This window comes from uncultured Xanthomonas sp. (assembly GCF_964278005.1).
In the GTDB taxonomy this organism is placed as follows: domain Bacteria; phylum Pseudomonadota; class Gammaproteobacteria; order Xanthomonadales; family Xanthomonadaceae; genus Xanthomonas_A; species Xanthomonas_A sontii.
The window spans coordinates 285,609-310,345 of the sequence record NZ_CAXYKF010000001.1; the positions used below are offsets into that span (position 1 = coordinate 285,609).

Annotated in this window: 29 protein-coding genes; 20 read left to right on the forward strand and 9 right to left on the reverse strand. The window is 68.9% G+C overall.

What is annotated here, in order from left to right; translation table 11 throughout:
- Positions 1-109 precede the first annotated feature (109 nt).
- The 12 genes from ACHWVH_RS01185 to ACHWVH_RS01240 all read left to right on the forward strand — a co-directional run bounded on the left by ACHWVH_RS01185 (position 110) and on the right by ACHWVH_RS01240 (position 7,916).
- Positions 110-1,261, forward strand: coding sequence for an aromatic ring-hydroxylating dioxygenase subunit alpha (locus ACHWVH_RS01185; protein WP_394686494.1), 1,152 nt, complete (start codon positions 110-112; stop codon positions 1,259-1,261).
- Positions 1,251-1,877, forward strand: coding sequence for a hypothetical protein (locus ACHWVH_RS01190; RefSeq protein WP_394686495.1), 627 nt, complete (start codon positions 1,251-1,253; stop codon positions 1,875-1,877). Before ACHWVH_RS01185 ends, ACHWVH_RS01190 begins: the two co-directional genes overlap by 11 nt.
- Before the next feature lie 413 nt (positions 1,878-2,290).
- Positions 2,291-3,163, forward strand: coding sequence for an SPFH domain-containing protein (locus tag ACHWVH_RS01195; protein WP_026143690.1), 873 nt, complete (start codon positions 2,291-2,293; stop codon positions 3,161-3,163).
- A 13-nt stretch (positions 3,164-3,176) separates the two neighbouring features.
- Positions 3,177-3,467, forward strand: coding sequence for a hypothetical protein (locus tag ACHWVH_RS01200; RefSeq protein WP_394686530.1), 291 nt, complete (start codon positions 3,177-3,179; stop codon positions 3,465-3,467).
- On the forward strand, positions 3,464-3,643 hold the full coding sequence (locus ACHWVH_RS01205; protein ID WP_148828821.1) for an Arc family DNA binding domain-containing protein: 180 nt from the start codon (positions 3,464-3,466) through the stop codon (positions 3,641-3,643). Before ACHWVH_RS01200 ends, ACHWVH_RS01205 begins: the two co-directional genes overlap by 4 nt.
- The gene (locus ACHWVH_RS01210) at positions 3,640-3,816 is read left to right on the forward strand and encodes a DUF4177 domain-containing protein (RefSeq protein ID WP_150411170.1); all 177 of its coding nucleotides are present in this window, start codon (positions 3,640-3,642) and stop codon (positions 3,814-3,816) included. Before ACHWVH_RS01205 ends, ACHWVH_RS01210 begins: the two co-directional genes overlap by 4 nt.
- 1 nt (position 3,817) lies before the next feature.
- Positions 3,818-4,117, forward strand: coding sequence for a hypothetical protein (locus tag ACHWVH_RS01215; protein ID WP_394686496.1), 300 nt, complete (start codon positions 3,818-3,820; stop codon positions 4,115-4,117).
- Positions 4,114-4,707: a hypothetical protein gene (locus ACHWVH_RS01220; protein ID WP_394686497.1), complete on the forward strand. Its 594-nt coding sequence runs from the start codon at positions 4,114-4,116 to the stop codon at positions 4,705-4,707. The genes ACHWVH_RS01215 and ACHWVH_RS01220 overlap by 4 nt, the downstream gene beginning before the upstream one ends.
- A gap of 246 nt (positions 4,708-4,953) precedes the next feature.
- Entirely contained in the window at positions 4,954-5,772 is an 819-nt protein-coding gene (locus ACHWVH_RS01225) for an APH(3') family aminoglycoside O-phosphotransferase (protein ID WP_394686498.1), read from the forward strand.
- Positions 5,773-5,854: 82 nt separating this feature from the next.
- On the forward strand, positions 5,855-6,664 hold the full coding sequence (locus ACHWVH_RS01230) for a M15 family metallopeptidase (RefSeq protein ID WP_295927160.1): 810 nt from the start codon (positions 5,855-5,857) through the stop codon (positions 6,662-6,664).
- Complete coding sequence (locus ACHWVH_RS01235) at positions 6,661-7,257, forward strand: hypothetical protein (protein ID WP_295927162.1); 597 nt, start codon at positions 6,661-6,663, stop codon at positions 7,255-7,257. Before ACHWVH_RS01230 ends, ACHWVH_RS01235 begins: the two co-directional genes overlap by 4 nt.
- Positions 7,258-7,385: 128 nt before the next feature.
- Entirely contained in the window at positions 7,386-7,916 is a 531-nt protein-coding gene (locus ACHWVH_RS01240; protein ID WP_150411129.1) for a hypothetical protein, read from the forward strand.
- A 125-nt stretch (positions 7,917-8,041) separates the two neighbouring features.
- Here the strand turns inward: ACHWVH_RS01240 and ACHWVH_RS01245 are convergent, their stop codons facing one another.
- The 4 genes from ACHWVH_RS01245 to ACHWVH_RS01260 form a co-directional block, all read right to left on the reverse strand.
- The gene (locus ACHWVH_RS01245) at positions 8,042-8,413 is read right to left on the reverse strand and encodes a DUF423 domain-containing protein (RefSeq protein WP_017907695.1); all 372 of its coding nucleotides are present in this window, start codon (positions 8,411-8,413) and stop codon (positions 8,042-8,044) included.
- 101 nt (positions 8,414-8,514) lie between these two features.
- Positions 8,515-9,681 carry a polyketide cyclase gene (locus ACHWVH_RS01250; RefSeq protein WP_017907694.1) on the reverse strand — a complete coding sequence of 389 codons (1,167 nt, stop codon included), beginning with the start codon at positions 9,679-9,681 and terminating at the stop codon, positions 8,515-8,517.
- Between the two features lie 456 nt (positions 9,682-10,137).
- Positions 10,138-10,779: a response regulator transcription factor gene (locus tag ACHWVH_RS01255; RefSeq protein WP_017907693.1), complete on the reverse strand. Its 642-nt coding sequence runs from the start codon at positions 10,777-10,779 to the stop codon at positions 10,138-10,140.
- On the reverse strand, positions 10,779-11,969 hold the full coding sequence (locus ACHWVH_RS01260; protein WP_152240199.1) for a sensor histidine kinase: 1,191 nt from the start codon (positions 11,967-11,969) through the stop codon (positions 10,779-10,781). The genes ACHWVH_RS01255 and ACHWVH_RS01260 overlap by 1 nt, the downstream gene beginning before the upstream one ends.
- A 140-nt stretch (positions 11,970-12,109) precedes the next feature.
- Here ACHWVH_RS01260 and ACHWVH_RS01265 point away from each other — a divergent pair, with 140 nt between their 5' ends.
- The 5 genes from ACHWVH_RS01265 (at position 12,110) to ACHWVH_RS01285 (ending at position 15,196) form a co-directional block, all read left to right on the forward strand.
- Positions 12,110-12,703: a GNAT family N-acetyltransferase gene (locus ACHWVH_RS01265; protein WP_010341204.1), complete on the forward strand. Its 594-nt coding sequence runs from the start codon at positions 12,110-12,112 to the stop codon at positions 12,701-12,703.
- Between the two features lie 2 nt (positions 12,704-12,705).
- Positions 12,706-13,467 carry a septum site-determining protein MinC gene (gene minC / locus ACHWVH_RS01270; protein WP_148828815.1) on the forward strand — a complete coding sequence of 254 codons (762 nt, stop codon included), beginning with the start codon at positions 12,706-12,708 and terminating at the stop codon, positions 13,465-13,467.
- A 36-nt stretch (positions 13,468-13,503) separates the two neighbouring features.
- A complete protein-coding gene (gene minD, locus ACHWVH_RS01275; RefSeq protein WP_209029460.1) occupies positions 13,504-14,313 on the forward strand; it encodes a septum site-determining protein MinD in 810 nt (269 codons plus the stop codon).
- Positions 14,314-14,315: 2 nt separating this feature from the next.
- The gene (minE, locus tag ACHWVH_RS01280) at positions 14,316-14,573 is read left to right on the forward strand and encodes a cell division topological specificity factor MinE (protein WP_017910131.1); all 258 of its coding nucleotides are present in this window, start codon (positions 14,316-14,318) and stop codon (positions 14,571-14,573) included.
- A gap of 125 nt (positions 14,574-14,698) precedes the next feature.
- Complete coding sequence (locus tag ACHWVH_RS01285; RefSeq protein WP_394686499.1) at positions 14,699-15,196, forward strand: hypothetical protein; 498 nt, start codon at positions 14,699-14,701, stop codon at positions 15,194-15,196.
- 10 nt (positions 15,197-15,206) lie between these two features.
- Here ACHWVH_RS01285 and ACHWVH_RS01290 read toward each other — a convergent pair whose 3' ends face one another.
- Both ACHWVH_RS01290 and ACHWVH_RS01295 read right to left on the reverse strand, forming a co-directional pair.
- Positions 15,207-16,520 (reverse strand): HAMP domain-containing sensor histidine kinase, encoded by a 1,314-nt coding sequence (locus tag ACHWVH_RS01290; RefSeq protein ID WP_267121227.1) that lies wholly within the window; start codon positions 16,518-16,520, stop codon positions 15,207-15,209.
- Positions 16,510-17,211, reverse strand: a complete 702-nt coding sequence (locus ACHWVH_RS01295; protein WP_010340248.1) for a response regulator transcription factor — start codon at positions 17,209-17,211, stop codon at positions 16,510-16,512. Before ACHWVH_RS01295 ends, ACHWVH_RS01290 begins: the two co-directional genes overlap by 11 nt.
- A 303-nt stretch (positions 17,212-17,514) precedes the next feature.
- On the opposite strand from ACHWVH_RS01295, the gene ACHWVH_RS01300 reads away from it, so the two are divergent.
- From ACHWVH_RS01300 to ACHWVH_RS01310, 3 genes are all read left to right on the forward strand, one after another.
- Positions 17,515-18,294, forward strand: a complete 780-nt coding sequence (locus ACHWVH_RS01300) for a phosphatase PAP2 family protein (protein ID WP_295927170.1) — start codon at positions 17,515-17,517, stop codon at positions 18,292-18,294.
- Entirely contained in the window at positions 18,291-19,952 is a 1,662-nt protein-coding gene (locus ACHWVH_RS01305) for a phosphoethanolamine transferase (RefSeq protein WP_017915118.1), read from the forward strand. Before ACHWVH_RS01300 ends, ACHWVH_RS01305 begins: the two co-directional genes overlap by 4 nt.
- A 125-nt stretch (positions 19,953-20,077) precedes the next feature.
- Positions 20,078-22,066, forward strand: coding sequence for a M2 family metallopeptidase (locus ACHWVH_RS01310; RefSeq protein WP_394686500.1), 1,989 nt, complete (start codon positions 20,078-20,080; stop codon positions 22,064-22,066).
- Between the two features lie 129 nt (positions 22,067-22,195).
- Here the strand turns inward: ACHWVH_RS01310 and ACHWVH_RS01315 are convergent, their stop codons facing one another.
- From ACHWVH_RS01315 to ACHWVH_RS01325, 3 genes are all read right to left on the reverse strand, one after another.
- On the reverse strand, positions 22,196-23,545 hold the full coding sequence (locus ACHWVH_RS01315) for a hypothetical protein (protein WP_394686501.1): 1,350 nt from the start codon (positions 23,543-23,545) through the stop codon (positions 22,196-22,198).
- Positions 23,542-24,132, reverse strand: coding sequence for a hypothetical protein (locus ACHWVH_RS01320; protein ID WP_394686531.1), 591 nt, complete (start codon positions 24,130-24,132; stop codon positions 23,542-23,544). Before ACHWVH_RS01320 ends, ACHWVH_RS01315 begins: the two co-directional genes overlap by 4 nt.
- Before the next feature lie 70 nt (positions 24,133-24,202).
- Positions 24,203-24,727 carry a hypothetical protein gene (locus ACHWVH_RS01325; protein ID WP_394686502.1) on the reverse strand — a complete coding sequence of 175 codons (525 nt, stop codon included), beginning with the start codon at positions 24,725-24,727 and terminating at the stop codon, positions 24,203-24,205.
- Positions 24,728-24,737: the final 10 nt, after the last annotated feature.

Below are 24,737 nucleotides of genomic sequence, written 5' to 3' on the forward strand. Positions count from 1 at the left end.
GTGCGCAGCGAGGTGCTATCTTCCGCAACGTCACTGGGGATGTCGCCATGCACGCACACAGCGCCGAACACCGCCACGGCACGCCCTGCCGCACCGCCGAGGCGCACCCATGCACTCGCTGATGCCGGCCGAGGCCTACATCGACGAGGCCTGGTTTGCGCGCGAGCGCGAGCTCCTGATGAAGCCGCTGTGGCAGTTCGTGGCGCCGCGCATGCTGCTGGACAAGCCCAACGCCTTCGTGCGCCGCTCGATCTGCGGCGTGGACGTGGTGGTGCAGCACATCGACGGCGAACTGCGCGCCTTCGACAACCTGTGCCTGCACCGGCAGAACCCGCTGCAACAGCAACCGCAGGGCGTGCGCCCGCTGGTCTGCAGCTACCACGGCTGGCGCTACGGCGCCGACGGCGGCGTGGACAACATCCCGTTCCAGGACGATGCCTACCGCCTCGCTCCAGAGGCGCGCGCCTGCCTGCGGCTGCGCCGCTTCGCGGTGGCCTGCATCGGCAAGCTGGTGTTCGTGAACCTGTCGCCCGCGCCGATGCCGCTGGAGGCGCAGTTCTCGCTGGAGGCGCTGGAGATGCTGCGCGCCGCTTCCGAACAGTTCGACGACGAAGTGCTGGTGGCGACCTTCGAGGCCGACTTCAACTGGAAGCTGGCCTACGAGAACCTGCGCGACGCGCTGCACCCGCGCTTCGTGCATGCGCGCACGCTGGCGCAGCAGGTGAAGTTCCAGGTGCAGATGGACGATGCCAGCGTCGCCGAGGCGCGCCGCTACCATGCCGAGGGCAGCGCCTCGCGCGAGGCGCATCTGGCGCGCCTGCGCGATTTCAGCAGCGGCGGGCTCAACGAGCCGTTGGTGGCGATGGCGCACTATCCCTGGCACGCGCACGTCGAACGCTTCGGCAACGACGACTGGTATCTGAACTGGCTGCTGTACCCGAACCTGCACATCGCCTCGGGCTCGGGTGGCTATTCCTTCATCATCGAGCACCACCAGCCGGTATCGGCGCAGCGCACCGACCTGCTGGTCTACTACGTCACCGCGCGCAAGAAGCATCGCTATCCGGGTTCCGACGCAGTGTTGCTGGGGCACCTGCACGGCGCCGAGAAGGTGCTGCGCGAGGACATCGAGATCATGGAACAGGTGCAGTCGGGACTGCGCGCCGGCGCCCCGCGCGCGGTGCTGGGCGACTACGAGCACGCCAACATGCAGATCGAACGCTGGTACATGGATGTCATGGAGGGCCGCCATGTCCTCTGACAAGTACGTGGTCGGCAGCGGTGCGCTGCTGCGCTGGGCGCTGGCGGCCTGGGCCGAGGCGGCGCCGGACTGCGTGCTGCACCCGGTGGACGTGGCCCAGGGCAAGGACTACCGCTTCGACCTGGATGCCCTGCACGCGCTGGCCGATACCGGTGCCACCGCCTTCGTCGCCTGGGGCGCGCAGTTCCTCAACTTCCGCCGCCAGGAGCTGATGGGGGAATTGAAGGCGCGCGGTTTCAGGATGCCGCCGTTGATCTGCCGCGGCGCCCAGGTGGCGGCCAGCGCACGCGTCGGCGAGAACTGCGCGATCAGCGCCGGCGCCATCGTCGATACGCACTGCGACATCGGCTTCAACGCCTGGATCGGCGCGGCGGCGGTGCTGGAATCGGCGGTCAAGGTCGGCGCCTCGGCATGGATCGAGGCCGGCGTGACGCTCGCTGCCGAAGCGCAGATCGGCGCCCAGGCCACGCTCGGCCGACAGGTCGACATCGGCCCCGGCGTGCGCATCGGCAAACGCTGCCAGATCGAGATTCCCGGCCGCTACCGCAGCGACATCGCCACCGGCACCCACCACCTCAGCGGCTTTCGCAGCCCGGTGCTGATTCTCGGCGGGTGAGTGGCCGCCGCTTGCGGCGACGGGATTGGGGATTCGGGATTCGGGATTGGCTGAAAAGCCGGGATTCGGGAGTCGGGATTGGGGATTGGTAAGAGCGGGTCAATGACGGCTGACATCGTGCCGACTGCACGCTGCCAGTCGGGGACATTGACCTCCGCCTTCCATTCGACGACCTCAGCCAGGCAGCGATCGGCTCGCTGTCGCAGCGACTTTGCACTGTGAAACAACCAAATCAGGGATTCGCGCAAGCGAACCCCTTTGTCCATCCGCGTTCCTAGCTTCTACCGCCCGACTCCCGAATCCCGAATCCCGGCTTTTCAGCCAATCCCGAATCTCGAATCCCCAATCCCGGCCCTCTTGCAACCTGATATCAATTTGATATCTTTTCGTCCAACCACCCAAGGACGTCCACCATGAAAGAGCAGCCCCGTTCCTCCCTGCCCGGCATCCCGATGATCGTGGGCCTGGTCCTGGTGTTCGTGGCCGGCGCCGGCGCGATCATCGCCACCGGCGTGCTGCAGCCGTCGGCGATGCCGTGGACCCTGCTGGTCGCGATCCCGGTGCTGACCGTCGCGCTGTTCCTGGTGGTCGGCCTGTATGCGCTGGAACCGAACCAGGCCGCGGTGCTGAGCCTGTTCGGCCGTTACGTGGGCACGGTCAAGGACCCGGGCCTGCGCTGGAACAATCCCTTCTTCAGCAAGCGCAAGGTCAGCCAGCGCGTGCGCAACTTCGAGAGCGGGCGGCTCAAGGTCAACGAACTGGACGGCAGCCCGATCGAGATCGCCGCGGTGATCGTGTGGCAGGTGATGGACGCGTCCGAGGCGGTCTACAACGTCGACGACTACGAGAGCTTCGTGCACATCCAGTCCGAGGCGGCGCTGCGCGCGATGGCCACCAGCTATCCCTACGACCAGCACGAGGACGGGCAGATCTCGCTGCGCAGCCATCCCAACGAGATCAGCGAGCAGCTCAAGCGCCACCTCGACGAACGCCTGACCCAGGCCGGCGTGGACGTGATCGAGGCGCGCATCAGCCACCTCGCCTACGCCCCGGAGATCGCCCAGGCGATGCTGCAGCGGCAGCAGGCCAATGCGGTGATCGCCGCGCGCACCCGCATCGTCGCCGGCGCGGTGGGCATGGTCGAGATGGCCCTGGCCGAACTGCAGAAGAACGGCGTGGTCGAACTGGACGAGGAGCGCAAGGCGCACATGGTCAGCAACCTGCTGACCGTGCTGTGCTCGGACCGCGGCACCCAGCCGATCGTCAACGCCGGCTCGCTGTACTGAGGTGCCGATGTCCATGCACGCCGCCATCGCGCCGCTGGCGCTCGCCCTCTCCGGCCTGCCGGCCCTGGTCATCGCCGCCTGGGTCGGCGGCAAGGGCGACGACCGCGCGCGCGGGCTGGGCCTGCGCTGGGCGCTGATCGGCCTGGCGATCCTGCTCGGCGCCGCGGCGCTGTACTGGACCGGCGGCCAGCGCGCCGGCGTCTATGCGGTGGCCATCGCACTGCTGCTGACGGTGAACGCGCTGATCGTGTCGATGCTGCTGCACCTGCGGCGCAGCGACGCCGCGCGGCAGGAGCGGTCATGAGCGAGAAGAAGGCCTATCCGCTGCGCATCAACGCCGACGTGCTGGCGGCGGCGCAGCGCTGGGCCGACGACGAACTGCGCAGCCTCAACGCGCAGATCGAATACGTGTTGCGCGACGCGCTGCGCAAGGCGGGCCGGCTGCCCAAGCCCGGCGACGACAAGGAACGCACCTCATGAGCAAGCGCTGGGAGTACCTCACCGTCGAGGCCAAGACCACGCTGATGCTGGGCCTGAAACTGGACGAACTGCAGGCCGACCTGAACAAGCACGGCAAGCTCGGCTGGGAACTGGTCAACGTCATCGCACTGCCGGGCACCAAGCCGCTGCTGCTGTTCAAGCGAGAGCTCTGACATGCGCCGGCATCGGGTTCTGACGCCTGCGCGGGTGGCGCTGCTGGGCCCTCGCACGACGCTGGCCGCGGCGCCGCATCGGACCGCCGGCGCGTTGCGGGAGCGCCTGCAGCCCGGCGACCTGGCCGCGGTCGAAACCGACCTGCACCGCTACGCCGCACTCAATCACGGAGGCATCGTCGGCACCGGTGCGCCCGGACCGGCCGCGTGCGCGGCGCCCGGCCACGTCGACCCGGCCCTGATCGCCGATGTCGTCGCCTGGGCGCGCGCCCTGCCCGCCAACCACGGAGCCACGCCATGAGCCGGCTGCGCTCCGCATCGCCCTCCTCGACGCAAAGGTATCCGGTGGCGCCGGCGCATCGGCTGGGCCTGGCGCTGTGGCTGTGGTTGCCGCTCCTGCTCGTGGCCGCGGTGATCGGCGCGTTCGCGCTGCACGCCGCGCGACCCGGTGCGCTGTGGTGGCATTTCGGGCTGCTGGCGTTGATCGGCGTGGCCGGCACCGCCACCTTCGCGCGGCAGCGCGTGCTGCTGCACGAGGGCCTGGTGGACGTGCGTGCGACGTTCCTGACCAAGCGCGTACCGCTGGCCGCGCTGCGCCTGGGGGACGCGCGCGTGATCGCGCTGTCCGAGCACACCGGCTTCAAGCCGGCCTTGAAGCTGCTCGGCTTCGGCTACCCGGGCTTCCATGCGGGCCACTACCGGACCCGCGACGGGCACAAGGCGTTCTGCCTGATCACCAGCGATCGCGTCCTGGCCGTTCCGCTGCACGCCGGCGGCTGGCTGCTGCTCAGCGTCGAACACCCCAGGCAGGTGCTGCAGGAATGGCAGACACTCGCGGCGCAAGCACACGGCGGCGAAGACACGCGCGGCACGGCGCGCCGCATGGCCTGAGTCCGGCGGGCCTCGCCGCGTCGGTCGCTGCTGCGACCGGCCGCGCAGGGCACGACATGCTGCGCGGTGCGGCAAGGTCTCGCCGCGCGACGCGCCCGATCCGTGGAGCACACCGCGTCGAGCGTTCTGGCGTACGCGAAGCGATATATGCTGGAACACCAGCCACGCGCGTCTTCGTCGCCAGCCGCGCGCGTCGCGACGACGGCGACGACGCCGCCTCCACATGACACCTCGAGGATCGGTCCGATGGACCACACCGCGCCCCGCGAGACTCCCGCCACCGCACCGGCGCTGCCGCCGACGCTGTCGGCGCGGCTGCACGGCCTGCACTGGCACCGCAATCTGGTCGGCGAAGCAGGCGCCATGGTCTATCGGCTCGGCGGCACCGGCACGCCGGACCTGTACCTCAAGCGCGGCACCGGCGCCTCGCACGACGACGTGGTGGACGAGTTCGCACGGCTGCACTGGCTGCGCGGAACAGGCTGCGTGCCGCGCGTGCTGCATTTCGAGGCCGATGCCGCCGGCGCGTGGCTGCTGAGCGAAGCGCTGCCGGGCAGGACCGCCTACCAATGGCTGCAGGACGCGCCCGCGCAGGCGCAACGCATCGCGCAGGCGCTGGCCGAGTTCCTGCGCCGCTTCCACGCCACGCTGATCGATACCTGTCCGTTCGACGCCACTCACCCGCTGCGCCTGGCCGCTGCGCAACGCCGGCTGCAGGCGGGCCTGGTCGACACCGAGGACTTCAACGCCGCGCGTGCCGGCTGGTCGGCGGAGGCGGTGTGGCAGGCGATGACCGCGCTGCTGCCGCTGGCCAGCGAGCGCGTGCTGTGCCACGGCGACTACTCGCTGGACAACATCCTGCTCGATGCGCCAGACCACGTGGTCGGCGTGATCGACCTCGGCCGCGCCGGCGTCGCCGACCCGTACCAGGACCTGGCGATCCTGGCCAGTTGCCTGGACGAATTCGACCCGGCGCTCGCCGATCGCTTCTTCGCCGCGTACGGCATCGCCACGCCGGACCTCACGCGGCTGCAGTTCCACCAGCTGCTCGACGAGTTCTTCTGAGCCGCGTCTGCCGCGTCGTGTGCAACGCGGCAGGATCGCCCCGCGACTGGCCGCCCGCGCTGCTTGGCCCTACCCTGTGCCGATGCGCACCGTCCCCAGCCTGCTGCTCAACACCGAGACCATTGAACTGCTGCCGGCCGCGCGACTGCGCGCGCGCAGCAACGCCGACGCGCGCCAGCTCGCGCAGGCGACCTGGCTGCTGCGGCGCAAGCACGACGGGCGCTACCTGGCGACCGCGAACGCACACGGACTGCACGCGCTGGTGCCGCGACTGATGCACGAACCCGGCATCGACGCGGCCCTGGATCGGCTCGACGCGCTGCCCGCACGCGGCACGATGGCGGCTGATGAGACCTGGTTGCCGCTGCACGCGCTGCAGGAGCAACTGGACCAGTTGGGCCTGGCCGCCGACGCCTACGCGCAACGCACCGGCCTGCCGCTGCAGCCGGAACCGGCCACCCTGCACGCGGCCGGCGACGACCGCTACCGACGCCCGCTGTGGCTGAGCGCCGGCGCCGCACGCGCCTGGCACGCGCTGCGCCATGCCGCCGCGCGCGATGGCGTGGTGCTGGAGGCGATCTCCGGCTATCGCAGCCACGCGTATCAACTCGGCATCTTCGCGCGCAAGTTCGCCCGCGGGCAGTCCCTGGAGCAGATCCTCGCGGTCAATGCCGCGCCGGGCTTCAGCGAGCACCACAGCGGGCACGCGCTGGACATCGGCACGCCCGGCGAGCCGCCGGCCGAGGAAAGTTTCGAGTGCACGCCGGCCTTCGCCTGGCTGCGCGACCACGCCGGCGCCTTCGGTTACCGCATGAGCTATCCGCGCGACAACCCGCATGGCATCGTCTACGAACCCTGGCACTGGTGCTGGCAGGAGGCCGCTTGCGCATGACCCGTTCCGACACCCGCCGGCCGCGCGCCGGCACCGCCGCCTGGCGGGCCTTGACCCTGCTGGCCCTGGCCCTGCCCACCTGCGCCGCCGCGCAATGGCACGACCGGCAGGGCCAGGCGCTGCCGGACAGCGCCGAGCGCGGCCACGACAAGGCCTTCGCCGCCGCGCTGCAGATCGCCGACGACGCCGACTTCAGCGCGTTCGCGCAGGAGTGGGGGCAGACCGAGGCCGCGCATGCGCCGAACCTGCGCACGATCGCGCGCGTGCAGCGCGGCCAGTTGCTCCGCGTGGCGCTGCTGTACGCCGGCTGCGCGCCCAGCCCCAACAATGGCGGCGCCTGCGATGCGCAGATGAGCCTGCGCGTGCTCGGCCCCGACGGCAGCACCACGCTGCAGGACCCGATGCGGCCCCTGGGCATGGGCGGCCCACCGGCCGCCGCCGGCCTGCTGGAACTGGCGCCGCTGTCGGTGCAACTGCGTTTCGAGGACAGCGACCCGCTCGGCACCTACACCGTGCAGGTCACGGTCAACGATCCCAACCAGGACGCGTGGGTGCGGTTGAAGGCGCAGGTGGAACTGGTCGGCGACCAGTAATAGCCGCGGCGTAGGAGCACTACGGCCGACTCAGCCCTATCGAGATGCACCGGCACACTTTGCAACAATGAAGTTTTTTGCGGCGCTGGCCGATAACGATGTCTCGCCCAACGCAAGGATGTCGCCTCGTGCCGGAAAACCCCTATGCCACGCCGCAAGCGCAGAGCGCACAAAGCGCACCACCTCTGGCGAAAGCACCCGATACCATCACACGCAAGATCGCGGTCGGTTGTATCGTTGCCTGGCTGAGCGCTGCGATCAGCCTCATCTTCGCGATCATGCAATTCGCGAATGGCAGCGTTGGCGGCGGCATCCTCTTCAGCGTCGACGTCGTGCTGATCGGGGTGTGCGCCTACGGCCTGCATCGCCATAGTAGGATCGCCGCGCTCCTGCTGGTGGGGTACTGCATTCTGGCGCGACTGATCTTGCTGGCGTCCGGCAATCTCAATGGGATGGTGCTGGGCGTGATCATCCTGCTGGTCTACTTAAGTGCCGCGCGAGGCACCTTCCAGTACCACCGTTGGCTGCAGCAGGAGCGACGCTTCCCGTCGTCGCAACGGCCAAGGGTCAGTGACGACCCATTGTTCCGCACACGTCCACCTGAGTCCACGACCGCTGAAGCAGCCATCACGGACGTACCCGTGCCGCCAGCACACTGAAGCGACACATAGCGTCGCCGCCAGGCCCACGGGCGGCAGCGCGACGCCAGGATGCGTGCTGGCGCACACCCGACCGCCGCCATCAGTTGCCTGATCCGGACTGCGAGTTTAAGCGCGCCCTGAGTTCAGCGCCGCAGCGCGTCCACCGCCCACAGCAGCCAGCCCAGCATCAGCGTGGTGCCACCGATCGGCGCCAGACGCGTCGGCCACTGCGCCAGCGCGTTGCCGGCCAGGCTGCCGGAGAACAGCACGGTGCCGAGCAGCAACAGGCACAGCGCCAAGCGCCCGAGCAGGCGCTCGCTGCGGCGTCCCAGCGCCGCCAGCGCCACGCCGTGGCCGAAGGCGTACAGCGCCGCGGTCTGCAGGTGCGATTGCGCCAGGGGCTCGGCCACGCCGTGCGAAGCATAGGCGGACAGGCCGATGGACACGGCCGCCAGCAGCGCGCCGGCACTGCACAGCCAGAACGGCCCGCGCGTACGGCGATCGAACGTCAGCATGAGGGTTTCCTCCGGGAGCGCGGCAGCGTTTGCCGGCCCCATAAACAGAACGCGCCGCAAGATGCGGCGCGTTCCGGTTCACTCGTCCACCAGGGCAGGACTTACTTGATCGCCCAGTAGATGTCGTAGGTGCCTTCCGGCGTGAACGACTTGTCCACCCCGCCCTTCCAGGCTTCGTACGGACGGTCGGTCACGTCGTAGCCGCTGGTCGCGGCCCAGGCGCGCAGCGCATTGCGCGCCGCATCCAGACCCGCCATGTGGCCGGTGTAGCTGGCGAAGGCGGAACGGTGCGCTTCGGTACGCAGGTAGGTCACCGGGGCGCCCTGCGGGATGGTCACCTTCAGCGGCTCGCCGGAGGCGGCAACCGGGGTGGCATCGACCGGCGCGGCGGCCACGTCGTCCTTCTTGTCGTCCTTCTTCTCATCCTTCTTGGCATCGTCCTTCGGCGCGCCACCGGCACGCTTGCGGACCGGCTGGGCGACGTCGAACGCGTACTTGTCCGAGCCGAAGTCGGTGGTGACGATGCGCACCGGACCGGCCGCTTCCAGGCCGTTGGCGTCCATCACTCGCTTGATCCACTCCTGGTTGTCCTTGATGGACTTCTTGATGGAGTCGTTGTCGCGGTCGATGTTGCCGGCGTTGACCACCAGCAGGTCCTCGGCCGGGACGTCGACGACCTTCAGGTCCTTCAGCGGGGTGTCGTCGGAGCGGTAGTCCACGTTCGGCACGGTGGCCAGCACGTTGCTCAGGCGCGACAGACCCAGCTTGATGTCGTCGCCGACATGGCGGCTGACGTACAGGCCGGCGTAACGACCCAGCAGGTCCCAACCGTACTTGACGGTGTAGTCCTGGGTGATCTTCACGTTGCGGCCGTTCTTGCCGGTCGACTCGAGCTTGAAGGTGGTGGTCTTGTCCTTGCCCTTGGTCTCGTCCTCGATGGCGATGACCACGTCCTTGTTCTTCTCGGTCGAGGTGATGGTCCAGCTACCCTTGCCGATGTAGCCCTCCTTGGAGCTGTAGTCCAGGCGCGCGCCGACACCGGATTCCGGGCCGGAGAGCTTCAGCTCGATGCGCGGGTCGCGCAGCACCAGGGGGTTCCAGTCCTTGAACCGACGCAGGCTGTTGACCGTGTCATAGACGATGGTCATGCGCCGATTGGTCTCGACGCTTTCGGACATGTGACGCTCCGAGGGCAGCACTACGCCGACAATGACGAACAGGCCAGCCACGATCCCCAGGGCGATCAGGAACTCGATAATACGGGTCATTCAGGAGGTCTCCGGGGCCGATCCCACGGCCGGGTTGATGAAGCGAAGCGCCCATCCTAGCAGGCTTCGCTGTCCGTGGTCAGCACATCACGGAATGCCGCTTCGCCCCGCGCCGCAACGGCCTTGCACGGTGCCGGCAGCGCCGGTGCGCGCGGCGCCAGGGACGACCAGACCATTGTCCCGATGACGGCAGCGGACAGGCGGGCGCACCCAGGACCTGCCCGCATCGAACCGAGCAACGGCGGCACTCTCGGACAGCCGGAGGTGTCCGGGCCACGCCAAGCCGAGGCCAGACCACTTGCCTGCGCGCGGCAGGCGCGACAGCGTCATGCCGGCACGGTTTGCATGGCCTCCGGTGACACGGGACCCGGCCGGCGTGCGCGCGACCCGTCTCCGCCGGCCGTCATACTGTCTCGTTCAGACCACCTGCGGCGCCGCGCGGGGCATCCTGCTCGGTCAGACCAGCTGCAGCTCGAACGCCTTCAGCACCGCACGGGTCCGGTCGCGCACGCCGAGCTTGGAGAGAATGTTGGAGACGTGGTTCTTGATCGTGCCCTCGGCCACGCCCAGCGAGTTGGCGATCTCCTTGTTGGAGAAGCCGCTGGCCATCAGCCGCAGGATCTCGGTCTCGCGGTCGGTCAGCGGGTCGGGCCGATCCAGACTGACGAAGTCGTTGCGCATATGCTCCAGGCCGGACAGCAGGCGCTGGGTCACCGCCGGCTGCACCAGCGAGCCGCCAGCGGCCACGGTGCGGATCGCGCCGACCAGCTGCTCCAGCGACACGTCCTTGAGCAGATAGCCCTTGGCCCCGGCCTTGAGCCCGGCCAGCACCAACTGGTCGTCGTCGAAGGTGGTCAGGATGATGGTCGGCGGCAGCGCGGCGGCGCGCGACAGCGTCTGCAGCGCCTCCAGCCCGGACATCGACGGCATGCGCATGTCCATCAGCACCACGTCGGGCAGCACCTGCGGGATCAACTCCACCGCCTGGCGGCCATCGCTGGCCTCGGCCACCACCTCGATGCCGCCGTCCAGCGCCAGCAGCGAGCGGATGCCCTGCCGCACCAGGGTTTGATCGTCGACCAGACACACACGGATCATCACAACACTCCTTGGGGAACGGCGGGCGGCAGCAGGGTGGCGGCGCCGGGGACCGCGGCACGCAGGCGGAAGCCGGCGCCCGGCGCGGCCGCCACGTCCAGGCTGCCGCCGTACTGGCTCAGGCGCTCGCGCATGCCACGCAGGCCGTTGCCGGGGGCCAGGGTCTCGCAACCGCGGCCGTCGTCGCGCGCCTGGATCACCACCTGCGGGCCGTCGCGGCGCACCTCGATCCACAGATTGTCGGCCTGGGCGTGGCGCACCGCGTTGGTGATGATTTCCTGGGTGCAGCGCAGCAACACGTGCGCACGCTCGGGATCCTCCACGGTCAGCGGCTCCTCCACCTGCAGATGGATCTGCAGCGACGGCACCCGCTCTGCCAGCGGCCGCAGCGCCGCCGCCAGGTCGATCGCGCCGCTGTCGCGCAACTGGCTGACCGCCTCGCGCACGTCGGTCAGCAGCAGTTTGGCCAGGGTATGCGCCTGCTGCACGTGCTCCTGCGCGCGGCCCTCGGTGATGTGGCCGGCCACTTCCAGGTTCAGGCTCAGCGCCGTCAGGTGGTGGCCGAGCAGGTCGTGCAGCTCGCGCGAGATGCGGGTGCGCTCGTTGACCCGGGCGCTCTCGGCCAACAGCGCGCGGGTGGCGCGCAGCTCGGCGTTGAGCTGGCGCTGCTCCTCCCGCGCCTGGGTCTGCTGGCGCGCGACCAGGCTGGTGACGAAGATGAACATGGAGAAGCCGCCGTACAGCAGCGACTGCATCAGCGCCTCGAACGGCGGGAAGCCGATGGTCAGGTACACCGGCAGCACCGCCAGCTGGCTCAGCAGCAGCCAGGCCACGCCGGCGCGCACCGGCAGCAGCCAGGGGATCACCCCGGCCGCGACCATCATCAGGATGCTGCCCAGCCCCGAGCGGTGCAGGTAGCCGACCGCCAGCGCGCAGATGGTCAGCAGCACCAGCATGCCGCGGTCGTACCAACGCACGCCGTCGCCGCTGTGCAGACGCCGGGTCAGCAGGAAATAGACCACGCCGAAGCCCAGGTAGCTGGCCAGCAGCAGCCACACCTCGCCGCTGGGCATCCGTCCCGATTCCTCGACCGGCTCCCAGTACAGGTACAGCAACGGCATGCAGATGACGGCCCAGGTGAACAGGCCGGCATAGCGCAGGACGCGGGTATGGCTGAGATATCCCAACATGCAGCCATCTTAGGATGAACGGCGCGCATTGCACTCCCACGGAAGTCATGCCGGCGCGGCTCGCCGCCCCGGGTCGCGCGTGCGATAATCCGCCCCTGCGGTCCGCACGGGGCCGCGCGCGCATCAGCAATGGAGTCTCAATGTCGATCGTCATCCGCGACGTGCGCGAGCACGAGCTCGATTCGGTCCTGGCCCTGAACAACAACGCCGGACTGGCGATCCTGCCGCTGGATTCGGCCAAGCTGCACCGCTTCTACGAAACCGCAGAGTACTTCCGCGTCGCCGAGCGCGACGGCAACCTGGCCGGCTTCCTGGTCGGCTTCGGCAGCGACAGCGACCACGACAGCAGCAACTTCGCCTGGTTCCGCGAGCGCTACCCGCAGTTTTTCTATATCGACCGCATCGTGGTGGCCAGCCGCCGCCGCGGCGGCGGCGTCGGCCGGGCGTTCTACGCCGACGTGCAGAGCTACGCCGAGTTGCGCTACCCGCAACTGGCGTGCGAGGTTTTCCTGGATCACGGCGCCGATGCGGCGCTGCTGTTCCATGGCAGCTTCGGTTTCCGCGAAGTGGGCCAGAACACGATGAACGAAGTGGAGGTGCGTGCGAGCATGCTGTTGAAGGATCTGTGCAGTTACGCCTGGGTGCGCGAAACCTACGGCGACACCTTGCCCGACCTGCCCTGGGCCGGCCACGCCCATCGTCTGCAGCGGGCGCAGCGCCCGACCGGGACCTGAGCGTGTCGTCGGTGAATCTGGACTTCGAGCAGGCCGGCGAACTGAAGATCGGCCAGGTCGGCATCGCCAACCTGCGCGTGCGCACGCTGGACGTGGCGCGGCTGAGCCAGGAGATGCGCGAGCGCGTGCAGCGCGCGCCCAAGCTGTTCGGCCGGGCCGCGGTGATCATCGATTTCGGCGGCCTGGCGCAGACCCCTGACGTGGCCACCGCGCAGGCGCTGCTGGACGGCCTGCGCGACGCCGGCGTGCTGCCGGTGGCGCTGGCCTACGGCACCCGCGAGATAGAGGAGCTGTCGGTGGCGCTGGGGCTGCCGCTGCTGGCCAAGTTCCGCGCACAGTACGAGCGCTTCGATGGCGGCGCGCCCGCTGCGGCGGCGGCACCGGTCTCGCCGCCGCCCCCGCCTCCGCCGCCGCCCGCTCCGGCGGCACGGCCGCAACCCGGGCGCATGCAGAAGAGCGCGGTGCGCTCCGGGCAACAGCTGTATGCGGAGAATTGCGACCTGACCGTGGTAGCCACCGTCGGCGCCGGCGCCGAGGTGATCTCCGACGGCAGCATCCACATCTACGGCACGCTGCGCGGCCGTGCGCTGGCCGGCGCCCAGGGCAACACCGAGGCGCGGATCTTCTGCCGCGACTTCCACGCCGAACTGGTCGCCATTGCCGGCCACTACAAGGTGCTGGACGATATTCCCAAGGAACTGCGTGGCAAGGCCGTCCAGGTCTGGCTGGAGCAGGACCAGATCATGATCGCCGCGCAAGACTGACGCGGCCCAACCTCGAACGTATCAGGAGATAGTCCTTTGGCTGAAATTATCGTTGTCACCTCCGGCAAGGGCGGCGTCGGCAAGACCACCACCAGCGCGAGCCTGGCCTGCGGGCTGGCGCGACGCGGCAAGAAGGTCGCCGTGATCGACTTCGACGTGGGCCTGCGCAACCTCGACCTGATCATGGGCTGCGAGCGCCGCGTGGTGTACGACTTCGTCAACGTGGTGCACAACGAAGCCACGCTGAAGCAGGCGCTGATCAAGGACAAGCGCTTCGACAACCTGTTCGTGCTGGCCGCCTCGCAGACCCGCGACAAGGACGCGCTGACCCAGGAAGGCGTGGAGAAGGTGCTCAAGGACCTGGCCGCCGACGGCTTCGACTACATCGTCTGCGATTCGCCGGCCGGCATCGAGAAGGGCGCGTTCCTGGCGATGTACTTCGCCGACCGCGCGGTGGTGGTGGTCAATCCGGAAGTGTCCTCGGTGCGCGACTCCGACCGCATCCTCGGCCTGCTCGACTCCAAGACCCACAAGGCCGAGAGCGGCAAGAGCCTGCCCGCATTCCTGCTGCTGACCCGCTACAGCCCGGCGCGCGTGGAGACCGGCGAGATGCTCAGCATCACCGACGTGGAGGAGGTGCTCGGCCTGAAGGCGATCGGCGTGATTCCCGAATCCGGCGACGTGCTCAACGCCTCCAACAAGGGCGAGCCGGTGATCCTGGACGCCGAATCCCCGGCCGGCCAGGCCTACGAGGACGCCGTGGCGCGCATCCTCGGCGAGGAACGTCCGATGCGTTTCATCTCCGTGGAGAAGAAGGGCTTCTTCACCAAGTTGTTCGGAGGGTGAGCATGGGACTATTCGATTTCCTCAAGACCAAGAAGAACACCGCCGAAACCGCGAAGAACCGCCTGCAGATCATCATCGCGCAGGAACGCAGCCAGCGCGGCGGCCCGGATTACCTGCCGCTGCTGCAGCGCGAACTGCTGGAAGTGATCAAGAAGTACGTCAACATCGACGCCGACGCGGTCAAGGTGGACTTGGTCAAGGACGGCGAGCACGACGTGCTCGACATCTCCGTCGCCCTGCCGGAAGGGCCGACGCCCTGAGGCCGCGCGTCGGCCGTGGCAGCCGCCGCGGCTGACGCGTCGATCCGGGCCGGCGCCGCGACGCGCTGTGCCTGACGTGATCGGGCGCGCCCGCCGCGCCTTTCCATCCCGACGACCTCCACACGATGCAGACCGACACCGCCCTTCCCGCCGCCGCCGCCCAGGTGCTGACCGTGGGCGCCATCGGCCTGGACGCCCCGCGCACGCTGCTGGCCGGCTACGGGCTGACCCTGCACCGCGTCGCCGACGGCGCCGCCATTCCCGGCAGCTACTGGGGCGAGCCGGAGGCGGGGGTGATCGCCAGCGACGTCTATGTGCGCGACGACACGCCGGTGCATTCGCTGCTGCACGAGGCCTGCCACCTGATCGTGCTGCCGCCGCAGCGGCGCGCGCAGGTGCATACCGACGCCACCGACTCGGTGGAAGAGGAAGACGCCACCTGCTACCTGCAGATCGTGCTGGCCGACGCCCTGCCCGGCGTGGGCCGTGCGCGGCTGATGGCGGACATGGACGCCTGGGGCTACACCTACCGGCTGGGTTCCACCCGCGCCTGGTTCGAGCAGGATGCCGACGACGCGCGCGCCTGGCTGGCGCAACGCGGGCTGCTGCCGGCGCAAGCCTAGCCCGTCGTCCTTACGGCGCGGGCGACGGCGGCGACGCGCCTGGGCGCTTCAGCGCGCTGCTCAGGTCCAGTGTCGCGCGGGTGCCGCTGCCGGCCAGCGAATCCAGGTGCAGCGCCCAGCCCAGGTGCTCGCACAGCCGAGCGATCAGGTCCAGGCCGATGCCGCTGCCCTCGCGGCTGCCGCCGCCGCGCGCCATGCGCATGTAGATCGCGCTGATCTCTTCCGGGCTCATGCCGTGGCCGGGATCGTCGATGCAGACCACGCCCGGCGCCAACATCGTGATCTGGATCTGCCCCTTGTCGCTGTTCTCGATGGCGTTGCGCAGCAGGTTGCCGATGGCCACCTGCAGGATCGCCAGCGGCGTCTCCACCTCGCACGGCGGCATCGGCGCCAGGGCCAGCTCCAGGCGCTTGTCCGCGCACAGGTGGCGGTGGTCCTCGACGATCTCCGGCAGCAACTGGTCCAGCCGCACCAGGTCGCTGCCGCGCGCCATCCGCGCCGGATCCTTGGCCAGCACCAGCAGCAGCGAGATGAGTTGGCCGACGCCGCTGGCGGTACGGCGGATGCGCAGCAACTGGTTGCGCACGCTGGGCGGTACGTCGTGCTGCTCCAGCGCCAGCTCGGCGGCGCCGCCGATCACCGCCACCGGCGTGCGCAGTTCGTGGCTGGTGCTGTCGATGAAGGCGCGCTCGCGCTCCACGAACAGGTCGTTGCGCGCCAGGTAGTCGTTCAGCGCTTCGGCGATCACCACCTGCTCGGCGCTGGCGCGCGGATGCACCTCGATGCGCTGCCCGGGCCGGTCCGGGCGCAGGCTGCCGATGCGCTGGGCCATGTCGATCAACGGCTGCACCACCCGGCCCATGCCCCAGGCCACCAGCGCGCCGAGCAGCAGCACCGCCACTGCGTTGGACACCAGCATCCACAGCGCCAGGTTGTCCTCGTGGTCGTGCAGTTCGGTGATGTCCAGCGCCAGCGCCAGGCGACGGCCGCGCACGTCCTGCACCAGCACCACCTTCTCGCTGCCTTCCAGTTGCACTTCGTCGTGCAGGCCGGGGCCCAGCGCCGCCACTGCCGGCGGCAGCGGTGCGCCGCCCTCGTCGCCGTACAGGCTCACGGTGCGGGTGTCGATCCAGCGATAGTCCGGGTCGGCCGCGCTGCGCGCCAGGAAGTGGTCCAGCTCGGAGGTCAGCAGCGAGCGCCAGGTGAGCTGCTCGGCCTGGTCGTTGACGATGTAGCCATGCACGAACACCGCCAGCGACAGCAGCGCCGCGTAGCCCACCAGCCACAGGGTCAGCCGCTGCCGCAGCCCGGCCCTAGTCGGCATGCTCGCCCTCGTGGGGGCCGACCACCGCCAGGCGGTAGCCGATGCGCGGCAGGGTATGGATCAGCTTGGCCGCGAACGGACCATCGACGCTGCGGCGCAGGTCGTAGATGTGCGAACGCAGCATGTCCCCGTCCGGCGGCTCGTCGCCCCACAGCGCCTGCTCCAGGCGATCGCGGGTGACCGCGGCCGGGCTGGCCTGCATCAGCACCTCCAGCAGCTTGCGGCAGGCCGGGTACAGATGCAGGGTGCGCCCGCCGCGGGTCACTTCCAGCGTGGACAGGTCCAGCTGCAGGTCGCCCACGCGCAGCAGCTTGCTGCGGCCGCGGCCACTGGCGCGCACCAGCAGTGCTTCCAGCCGCACTTCCAGCTCCGGCAGCGCGAACGGCTTGGTCAGATAGTCGTCGGCGCCGGCGCGGAAGCCGGCGATCTTGTCCGGCAACTCGTCGCGCGCGGTCAGCATGATCACCGGCACGTCGGCATGGTGCTCCTCGCGCAGCGCACGCAGCACCTGCTGCCCGTCCAGGCGCGGCAGCATCCAGTCCAGGATCAGCGCGTCGTAGCGCTGGGTGGTGGCCAGGTGCAGGCCGGTCACGCCATCGGGCGCCGCGTCCAGGGTGTGGCCGCGCACCTCGAAGTAGTCGAACAGGTTGGCGACCAGGTTCCGGTTGTCTTCTATGACCAGCAGCCGCATGGGGGCGCTCGAATTCGGGGGACTGACCCGCCCATGCTAGCGGAAGCGTGTCGGAACGCCGTCAGAACGGCCGCGCGCCTTGATCGAGTCTCAATAAAACCTGGAAAGGATCCCAACACGGCGACGTCAGGCTGCCTTCCGCGCCGGCCGCCGGCACGCGTGGCCCGGCGCTTGCATCAGTGCGGCCGTGCGCAACCTTCGCTGAAGCCTCGGCCCTCTCACCCGCAGTTCCGACAGCTATCCGACACCTGCAACCCGACCATGCCCCCACTTTCCCGCCGTCCCTGGCCGCCTTCGTCGACCATGTTCAGTACGCCCCTGCGATTGTCCGCTGCGGCGGCGCCCCACCTCGGCGCACGCCGGCACTTCTACCTGTCCCACCTGTGGGTGCCGCTGGCGCTGGTGCTGCTGGCCAGTGGCCTGCTGATGGGCCTGGGCGGGGATTTCTGGATCGCCGACCTGCTGTATCGCTGGGAAGGCGGGCAGTGGGCGCTGAAGGATGCGGCGCTGACCCGTAGCCTGATCCACCACGACGGCAAGATGCTGAGCGCGGCGGCATGGGCGGTGACCGCCGCGCTGGCGGTGTGGGCGTGGCGCCGTCCGGATGCCCGCCGCTACCGGCTGCCGCTGCTGTACCTGCTGCTGGCGGTGGCGCTGAGCACCGGCGTGGTGTCGCTGCTGAAGTCGGTGACCCACATGGACTGCCCCTGGGACCTGACCCGCTACGGCGGCGAGCGGATCTTCGTGGGCCTGTTCGAGACCCGCCCGGCGGGCATGCCGCGCGGGGTATGCTTCCCCGCCGGTCATTCCAGTGCCGGCTATGCCTGGGTGGGGCTGTACTTCGTCGCGCTGGCGCTCAAGCCGGCCTGGCGTTGGCCAGCGCTGGCGATCGGCCTCGGGGGAGGCCTGCTGTTCGGTCTCGGCCAACAGCTGCGCGGCGCGCATTTCATGTCGCACGACCTGTGGACGCTGGCCCTGTGCTGGGGCGTGGCACTGGGCCTGTACCGGGCGATGCTGTGGCCGCGCGCGACCCTGTCGCAGGCCGATCGACGCCCTTCCACTACCAACGATTCCGCCGCATGAGCCATTCCGTCGCCCCGCCCTCGCCGTCCACCGCCTCCCGCGCCCGCTGGTGGGCCTGGCGTCCGCAGTTGAGCAACGAGATGCTGGCGCTGGCGGCCAGCGCGTTCTTCGCCCTGGCCTGCAACGGCATGTTCTGGCGCAGCGCGATGAGCGGCCACGGCGGCGACGTCAAGCTGGCGCTGTCGCTGTTCCTGCTGCTGCTGGCGGTGCACGGTCTACTGCTGGGCCTGCTGCTGTGGCGCGGCATCGCCAAGCCGGTGCTGACGGTGCTGCTGATCACCACCGCGTTCGCCGCGCACTACATGAACAGCTACAGCGTCTACCTGGACGCGGACATGCTGCGCAACGTGCTGGCCACCGACCACAAGGAATCGCGCGAGCTGATGACCCCGGCGCTGATCGCGCCGCTGCTGTTCTACGCGGCGCTGCCGATCCTGGTGCTGTGGCGGGTGCGGCTGATCCGGCGTTCGCCGCTGAAGGCGCTGGCGATCCGTGCCGGCTTCCTGATCGGCATGCTGGCGCTGGGCGGCGTCGCTGCGATGCTGTCGTTCCAGGACCTGTCGGCGATGATGCGCAACCATCGCGAGATCCGCTACCTGGCCACGCCGATCAATTACCTGGTCGCGCTGCGGCAGAACTTCAAGTCCGACAGCCCCACGCGCAAGGCGCCGAAACTGCCGCTGGAGCACGACGCCAAGGCCACCGCGCGTGCGCCGGGCAGCAAGCCGCGGCTGCTGGTGGTGGTGCTGGGCGAAACCGCCCGCGCGCAGAACTGGGGCCTCAACGGCTATGCACGGCAGACCACGCCGGAGCTGGCCAAGCGCGACGTGATCAACTTCCCCGACATGCACTCCTGCGGCACCAGCACCGAGGTGTCGGTGCCGTGCATGTTCTCGCCGTTCGGCCGCCACGACTACAACGAGAGCAACATCCGCAAGCACCAGTCGCTGCTGCACGTGCTCGAACACGCCGGCATCAGCACGCTGTGGCGCGACAACCAGTCCGGCTGCAAGGGCGTGTGCGACGGCCTGCAGATCCAGCACCTGGACGACGCCAAGGATCCTCAGCTGTGCAAGGACGGACGCTGCATGGACGAGATCCTGCTGCAGGACCTGGCCGCGCAGGTGCGCGCCAAGCCCGGCGACCGCGTGGTGGTGCTGCACCAGCTCGGCAGCCACGGCCCCAGCTACTTCGAGCGCTACCCGGCCGCGTTCCGCCGCTTCACCCCGACCTGCGACACCGCCGACCTGGGCAACTGCAGCCGCGAACTGATCACCAACGCCTACGACAATTCGCTGCTGTACACCGACCACCTGCTGGCGCGCACCATCGACGCGCTGCAGGCGATGCCCGACTACGACACGGCGATGATCTACCTCTCCGACCACGGCGAGTCGCTGGGCGAGAAGGGCCTGTACCTGCATGGCGTGCCCTACGCGATCGCGCCGCAGGAGCAGACCCACGTGCCGATGGTGATGTGGTTCTCGCCCGGCTTCGCCAGCGCGCGCGGCCTGGACCTGGCCTGCCTGCAGGCGCGGTCGCGCCGCTACGCCGACCAGGACAACCTGTTCCCGTCGGTGCTGGGCCTGATGCAGGTCAGGACCGGCGTCTACGACCACGCGCGCGACCTGTTCGCGCAGTGCGCCAAGCCGCAATGACCGCCGGCCCACGCGCGGTCGTGGCGTAAGCGGACGCGGTGGCGCGACCCAGAGCGCGCCGCCGAACTTGCGGCGGTGCGGGCGGGCCACTAGCCTTCCGGGCAATCGCCCTGCAAGGATTCGCCGTGACCCATCGCTCTCCGCTGCTCGCGCTGTGCCTCGGCGCGAGCCTGCTGACGCTGTCCGCCTGCCGCAAGGAACCCGCGGCCGAGACCGCCGCCCCCGCCGCGGCCCAGCCCCAGGGCGAGAGCGCCGACCAGTTCGTCGCCCGCATCAACGAGGAGTACCGCGCGCTGCTGCCGGAACTGACTGCGGCGCAGTGGCTGTCGGCGACCTACATCAACGGCGACAGCGAGCGACTGGCGGCCAGGGCCAACGCGCGCTGGCTGACCACGCTCAACGGCTGGATCGCGCAGGCCCGGCGCTACGACGGCAAGCCGATGTCGGCCGACAGCGCCCGCGCACTGCGCCTGCTGCAGCAGATGACCGCGATGCCGGCGCCACGCGATCCGGCGCGGCTGGGCGAACTGGCCGGGCTGGCGACGAAGATGGAAGGCGCCTACGGTGCCGCGTCCTACTGCACCGGCGAGGGCGACGCGCGCCGTTGCCGGCAGTTGGGCGAACTGGAGGACGTGCTGCGCCGCAGTCGCGACTACGACCAGCAACTGGATGCCTGGCAGGGCTGGCACGCCGCCGTGCAACCGATGCGCAAGGATTACCAGCGCTTCGTCGAACTGGTCAACGAAGGCGCGCGCGACATGGGCTACGCCGACACCGGCGCACTGTGGCGCAGCGGCTACGACATGCCGCCGGCACAGCTCGCCGCCGAGACCGACCGGCTGTGGATCCAGGTCAAGCCGCTGTACGAACAACTGCACTGCTACGCGCGCGGCAAGCTCGACGCCGAATACGGCAAGGACAAGGGCGAGCTCGCCGGCGGCCTGCTGCCGGCGCATCTGCTCGGCAACATGTGGCAGCAGGACTGGAGCAACCTGTGGGACCTGCTGCAGCCCTACCCGGGCGCCGGCAGCCTGGACATCACCGACGCGCTGGAGCGGCAGTACCAGGGCAACCTGAGCGCGGCACTGGCACGGCGCAACGGCGACACCTCGGTGGACGCGCGGTTCATGGCCCAGCGCGAGGCGCAGTTGCTCAGCGCGCGGCAGATGACCGAGCGCGCGCAGGACTTCTATACCTCGCTGGCCATGCCCAAGCTGCCGGACACGTACTGGACGCGCAGCCAGTTCATCAAGCCGCTGGACCGCGACGTGGTCTGCCACGCCAGCGCCTGGGACATGGACATGGCCGGCGACGTGCGCACCAAGATGTGCGTCAAGCCGAACGAAGAAGACTTCACCACCATCTACCACGAACTCGGCCACGTCTATTACGACCTGGCCTACAACCCGCTGCCGCCGCTGTTCCAGGGCGGCGCCAACGACGGCTTCCACGAAGCCATCGGCGACACCGTGGTGCTGGCGATGACCCCGCAGTACCTGCATTCGATCGGCCTGGTCGACGCACCGCAGGTCGGCCGCGAGGCGCTGATCAACGCGCAGATGCGCATGGCCTTGAGCAAGGTCGCGTTCCTGCCGTTCGGGCTGATGATCGACCGCTGGCGCTGGGGCGTGTTCGACGGCTCGATCGCCCCGGACCGCTACAACCAGGCCTGGTGGGAGCTGAAGGCCAGGTACCAGGGCGTGGCGCCGGCGACACCGCGCGGCGAGGACTTCTTCGACCCCGGCGCCAAGTACCACGTGCCGGCCAACACCCCCTACACCCGCTACTTCCTCTCGCACATCCTGCAGTTCCAGTTCTACAAGAGCCTGTGCGACGCCGCCGGCTACAAGGGCCCGCTGTACGAGTGCACCTTCTACGGCAACAAGGAAGCCGGGCAGAAGTTCTGGTCGATGCTGCAGCGCGGCGCCAGCCAGCCATGGCAGGCCACGCTCAAGGAACTGACCGGCAGCGAGCGCATCGACGCCGGCCCGCTGCTGGAATACTTCGCGCCGATGCAGGAGTGGCTCAAGCAACAGAACCAGGGGCGGATGTGCGGATGGGAGGCATCTGCGGCAACGCAACCCACTGCAGTGCCGGCGCAGAAGCAAGGCTGAGGCGGTGCGGCGGCCGCAACGCCGAAGCGCAGTCGTCAGGACACAGACAGTGGAGGTCAGCGCGCAGAGGAGATACGCGGCGTGCGGATCAGTCAGGCGAGGAAAGAAGCCGCGACATGCCTGAAGTGCTCATCGCGTCCGTGCAGACACGTGCTGCGCCTCGCTGTCGGCCTGCGGCAAAGCGAGCGCCGCCCCGTCCTTGGCGGGTGATGCGATCGCCTCTTCGGGTCGCGATGGCACCGCAGAGAGATCGACCTTCACCCGGAACCCCGGCGTATACCCTTCGATCCAGGCGTTGCCGCCATCGACCATGACGTGTTTGATCTGCTCGGGCCGCGTCATGCCGTCGTGCTGTGCCTGTGCCGCGGCATGCCTCAGCGTCGCATCCGGCGTGGCGGCCGGGAATCGCTCCTTGATGGCACGAAACAGCGTGTCTCCGTCCCGCACTGCCGCCTCCTGCTCCGGCACCTTCAGCGGCACGTGCCAACCCTGCGGCGCGTGGGCTTCCTGCTTCGGCAGATGCAGCCGCCGCATGTGCTCCGACCATTCCGGCGCACCGATGCCCTGCCGGCCTTCGCCCGGCGGCAACGGCCCGCGCAGTTCGTCGACGGCGTCACCGGCCAGCCCGCGCACGCCGCGCGTCAGAAGCGTGGTGCCGATGCGCATGGATTCGACATCCTCGCGATACCTGCCGATCATCGGCGCGTACTGCGCGGCGCGCTGCTGCGCCGCCGGATCTTCCAGCACGGACCGGTCGGGCCGCCCGTTGCCGTCCACCGGCAGGAAGTTGTGCATGCGGTGCGACTCGACGATCAACCCGCCGACCGCGCTGAAGGGATTGCGCGCCTCCCAGCCGCCCCTGCTGTTGTCGTAACCGGTGCGCTGCAGCGTGGCGACTTCCTCGGGCGTGGCGTAGATGCGGACCCGGCCGTAGTGCCGACTGGCGGCGCTGACCGGGTCGCCGGCCATGACGTGGTTGACGACGTCGGTGCCGCCTTCGGGGATGCGTCGATCCAGGCTGACCGCGCCGTAGGCGTTGAAGGTTTTGCCCTTCAGGTCGAAGTGGTGGGCCGTGACCTGCGCGAGATCGCCGCCCAGGGAGTGGCCGGTGACCGTGACGGCCGGCTTATGCCCATCTCGCTGCGCCTGGCTTTCAGCCAGTTCCAGCGCGTGCTTGGTGAACTGGACCGCATCAGCCACCTGCGCGTTGTGGCGAGTTGCCACCATCCCGCCATCAGCTCCGAGCCCGTCAAGCAGCGGTTGCCGATCGAATTCCGTCCCGCGGTGCGCAACGACCAAGTCACCCGTATCCAGCCGTTGGTAGAGCATGCCTTGGTAGCCGGACGGGCGATCCACGTACTCAAGTCGCTTGTAAGCCACCCCACCGATAACGACCGGCTTGCTGTCCTCTCCTGTCTCGCGCGGCGTTCTATACACGTCATCCGCGAGAGAAGCGTACTGTTGACTTGTCAGATTCATGGCGCTTCCTTAGTGGAAGACAACGTGATCTTGAACAATGCGCGCTGCAATTCCTGCTTGAACTTCTCTGGATCGCGATGACCCGAATCCGGGTAATTTTCCATCTGGTCGCGTGGATAGCCGCCTTTCCAGAAGTACGTCGCGATAGAAGCAGCCTTCTCGACCTCGCCCTTGAAAAGCGCAGGTTGAAAGCGGGTTTCGACCCGGTTGCCAGTCGCTCTCAGCGTCACGCCCACACCACTCAGCGCGAACCTGCATACTCCTTTGCCGTAATAGTTTTCATCGACCATGCCATCCGCGTAGACCGTTCCGACGTACGTACTTTCATCGACTTTCTTGAAGTCGATCGGTATGCCACTTTCGCCAGACTTGCTCCACACCCCCTCGATTGGTTCGATAGGCGTGCATTGCTCATGATTGATCATGTCGTAGAAAGCCGTACCTGACACGTATCCGAACGGTCCCGGCGCCCCCTCGATCGTCATCGTGATCCGATACGCCTGCGTCGGATGCGGATTCTTGCGGTACACCGGGTCACCATGGGCGTCGACATGAGGACTGGCAGCATTTTCCGAGGCAGTGTTCATCGGGTTGCACCCTGTCAACAAAAGCAGAAGGGAAAAAGCGCAAAGGATCTTGGCGTTCACGGAAAGGGCCTCAGGCCACGAGGGTGCGCCGCGCGGCATGCTCGGCGGCGGCAAGGGCGTCGGTGAGCCGGCGGCAGCCATGGCGCACGTGCAGGCGCTGCATGAGCAGCAAGGCGATCAAGATCGGCAGCGACAGGCCCAGTTCCGGCACCTGGATGAAGAGCGGCAGGGAACCGGGGAGCGCGACAGCCGCCAGGGCAGACAACCACATCAGCAAGGTCATCGCGGCCACCTGCAGGATGGCATGGCACAACTGCCTGGACTGCACCGTCCGCTTGCCACCGGAGCGCAGACGCCACCAGGCGCGCGACGCGCGCACGACCAGCAGCGCCAGCATGCCCACCATGCCCAGTTGCAGCAGAGCACCCAATACCGCCAGTGTCTGGGCCATCAGCAGTGCCGTGCCACCCGCATGACGGTAGGCCAGCGCGGCCATCCCGGCGGTGAGCAGCAGTGCCAGCAGCGACGTGGTCAGCAGCGCACACGTGCGCCGCACGCAAATCTGCCACTCCTTCGACCACAGCATATGGGACATGTCACGGCTC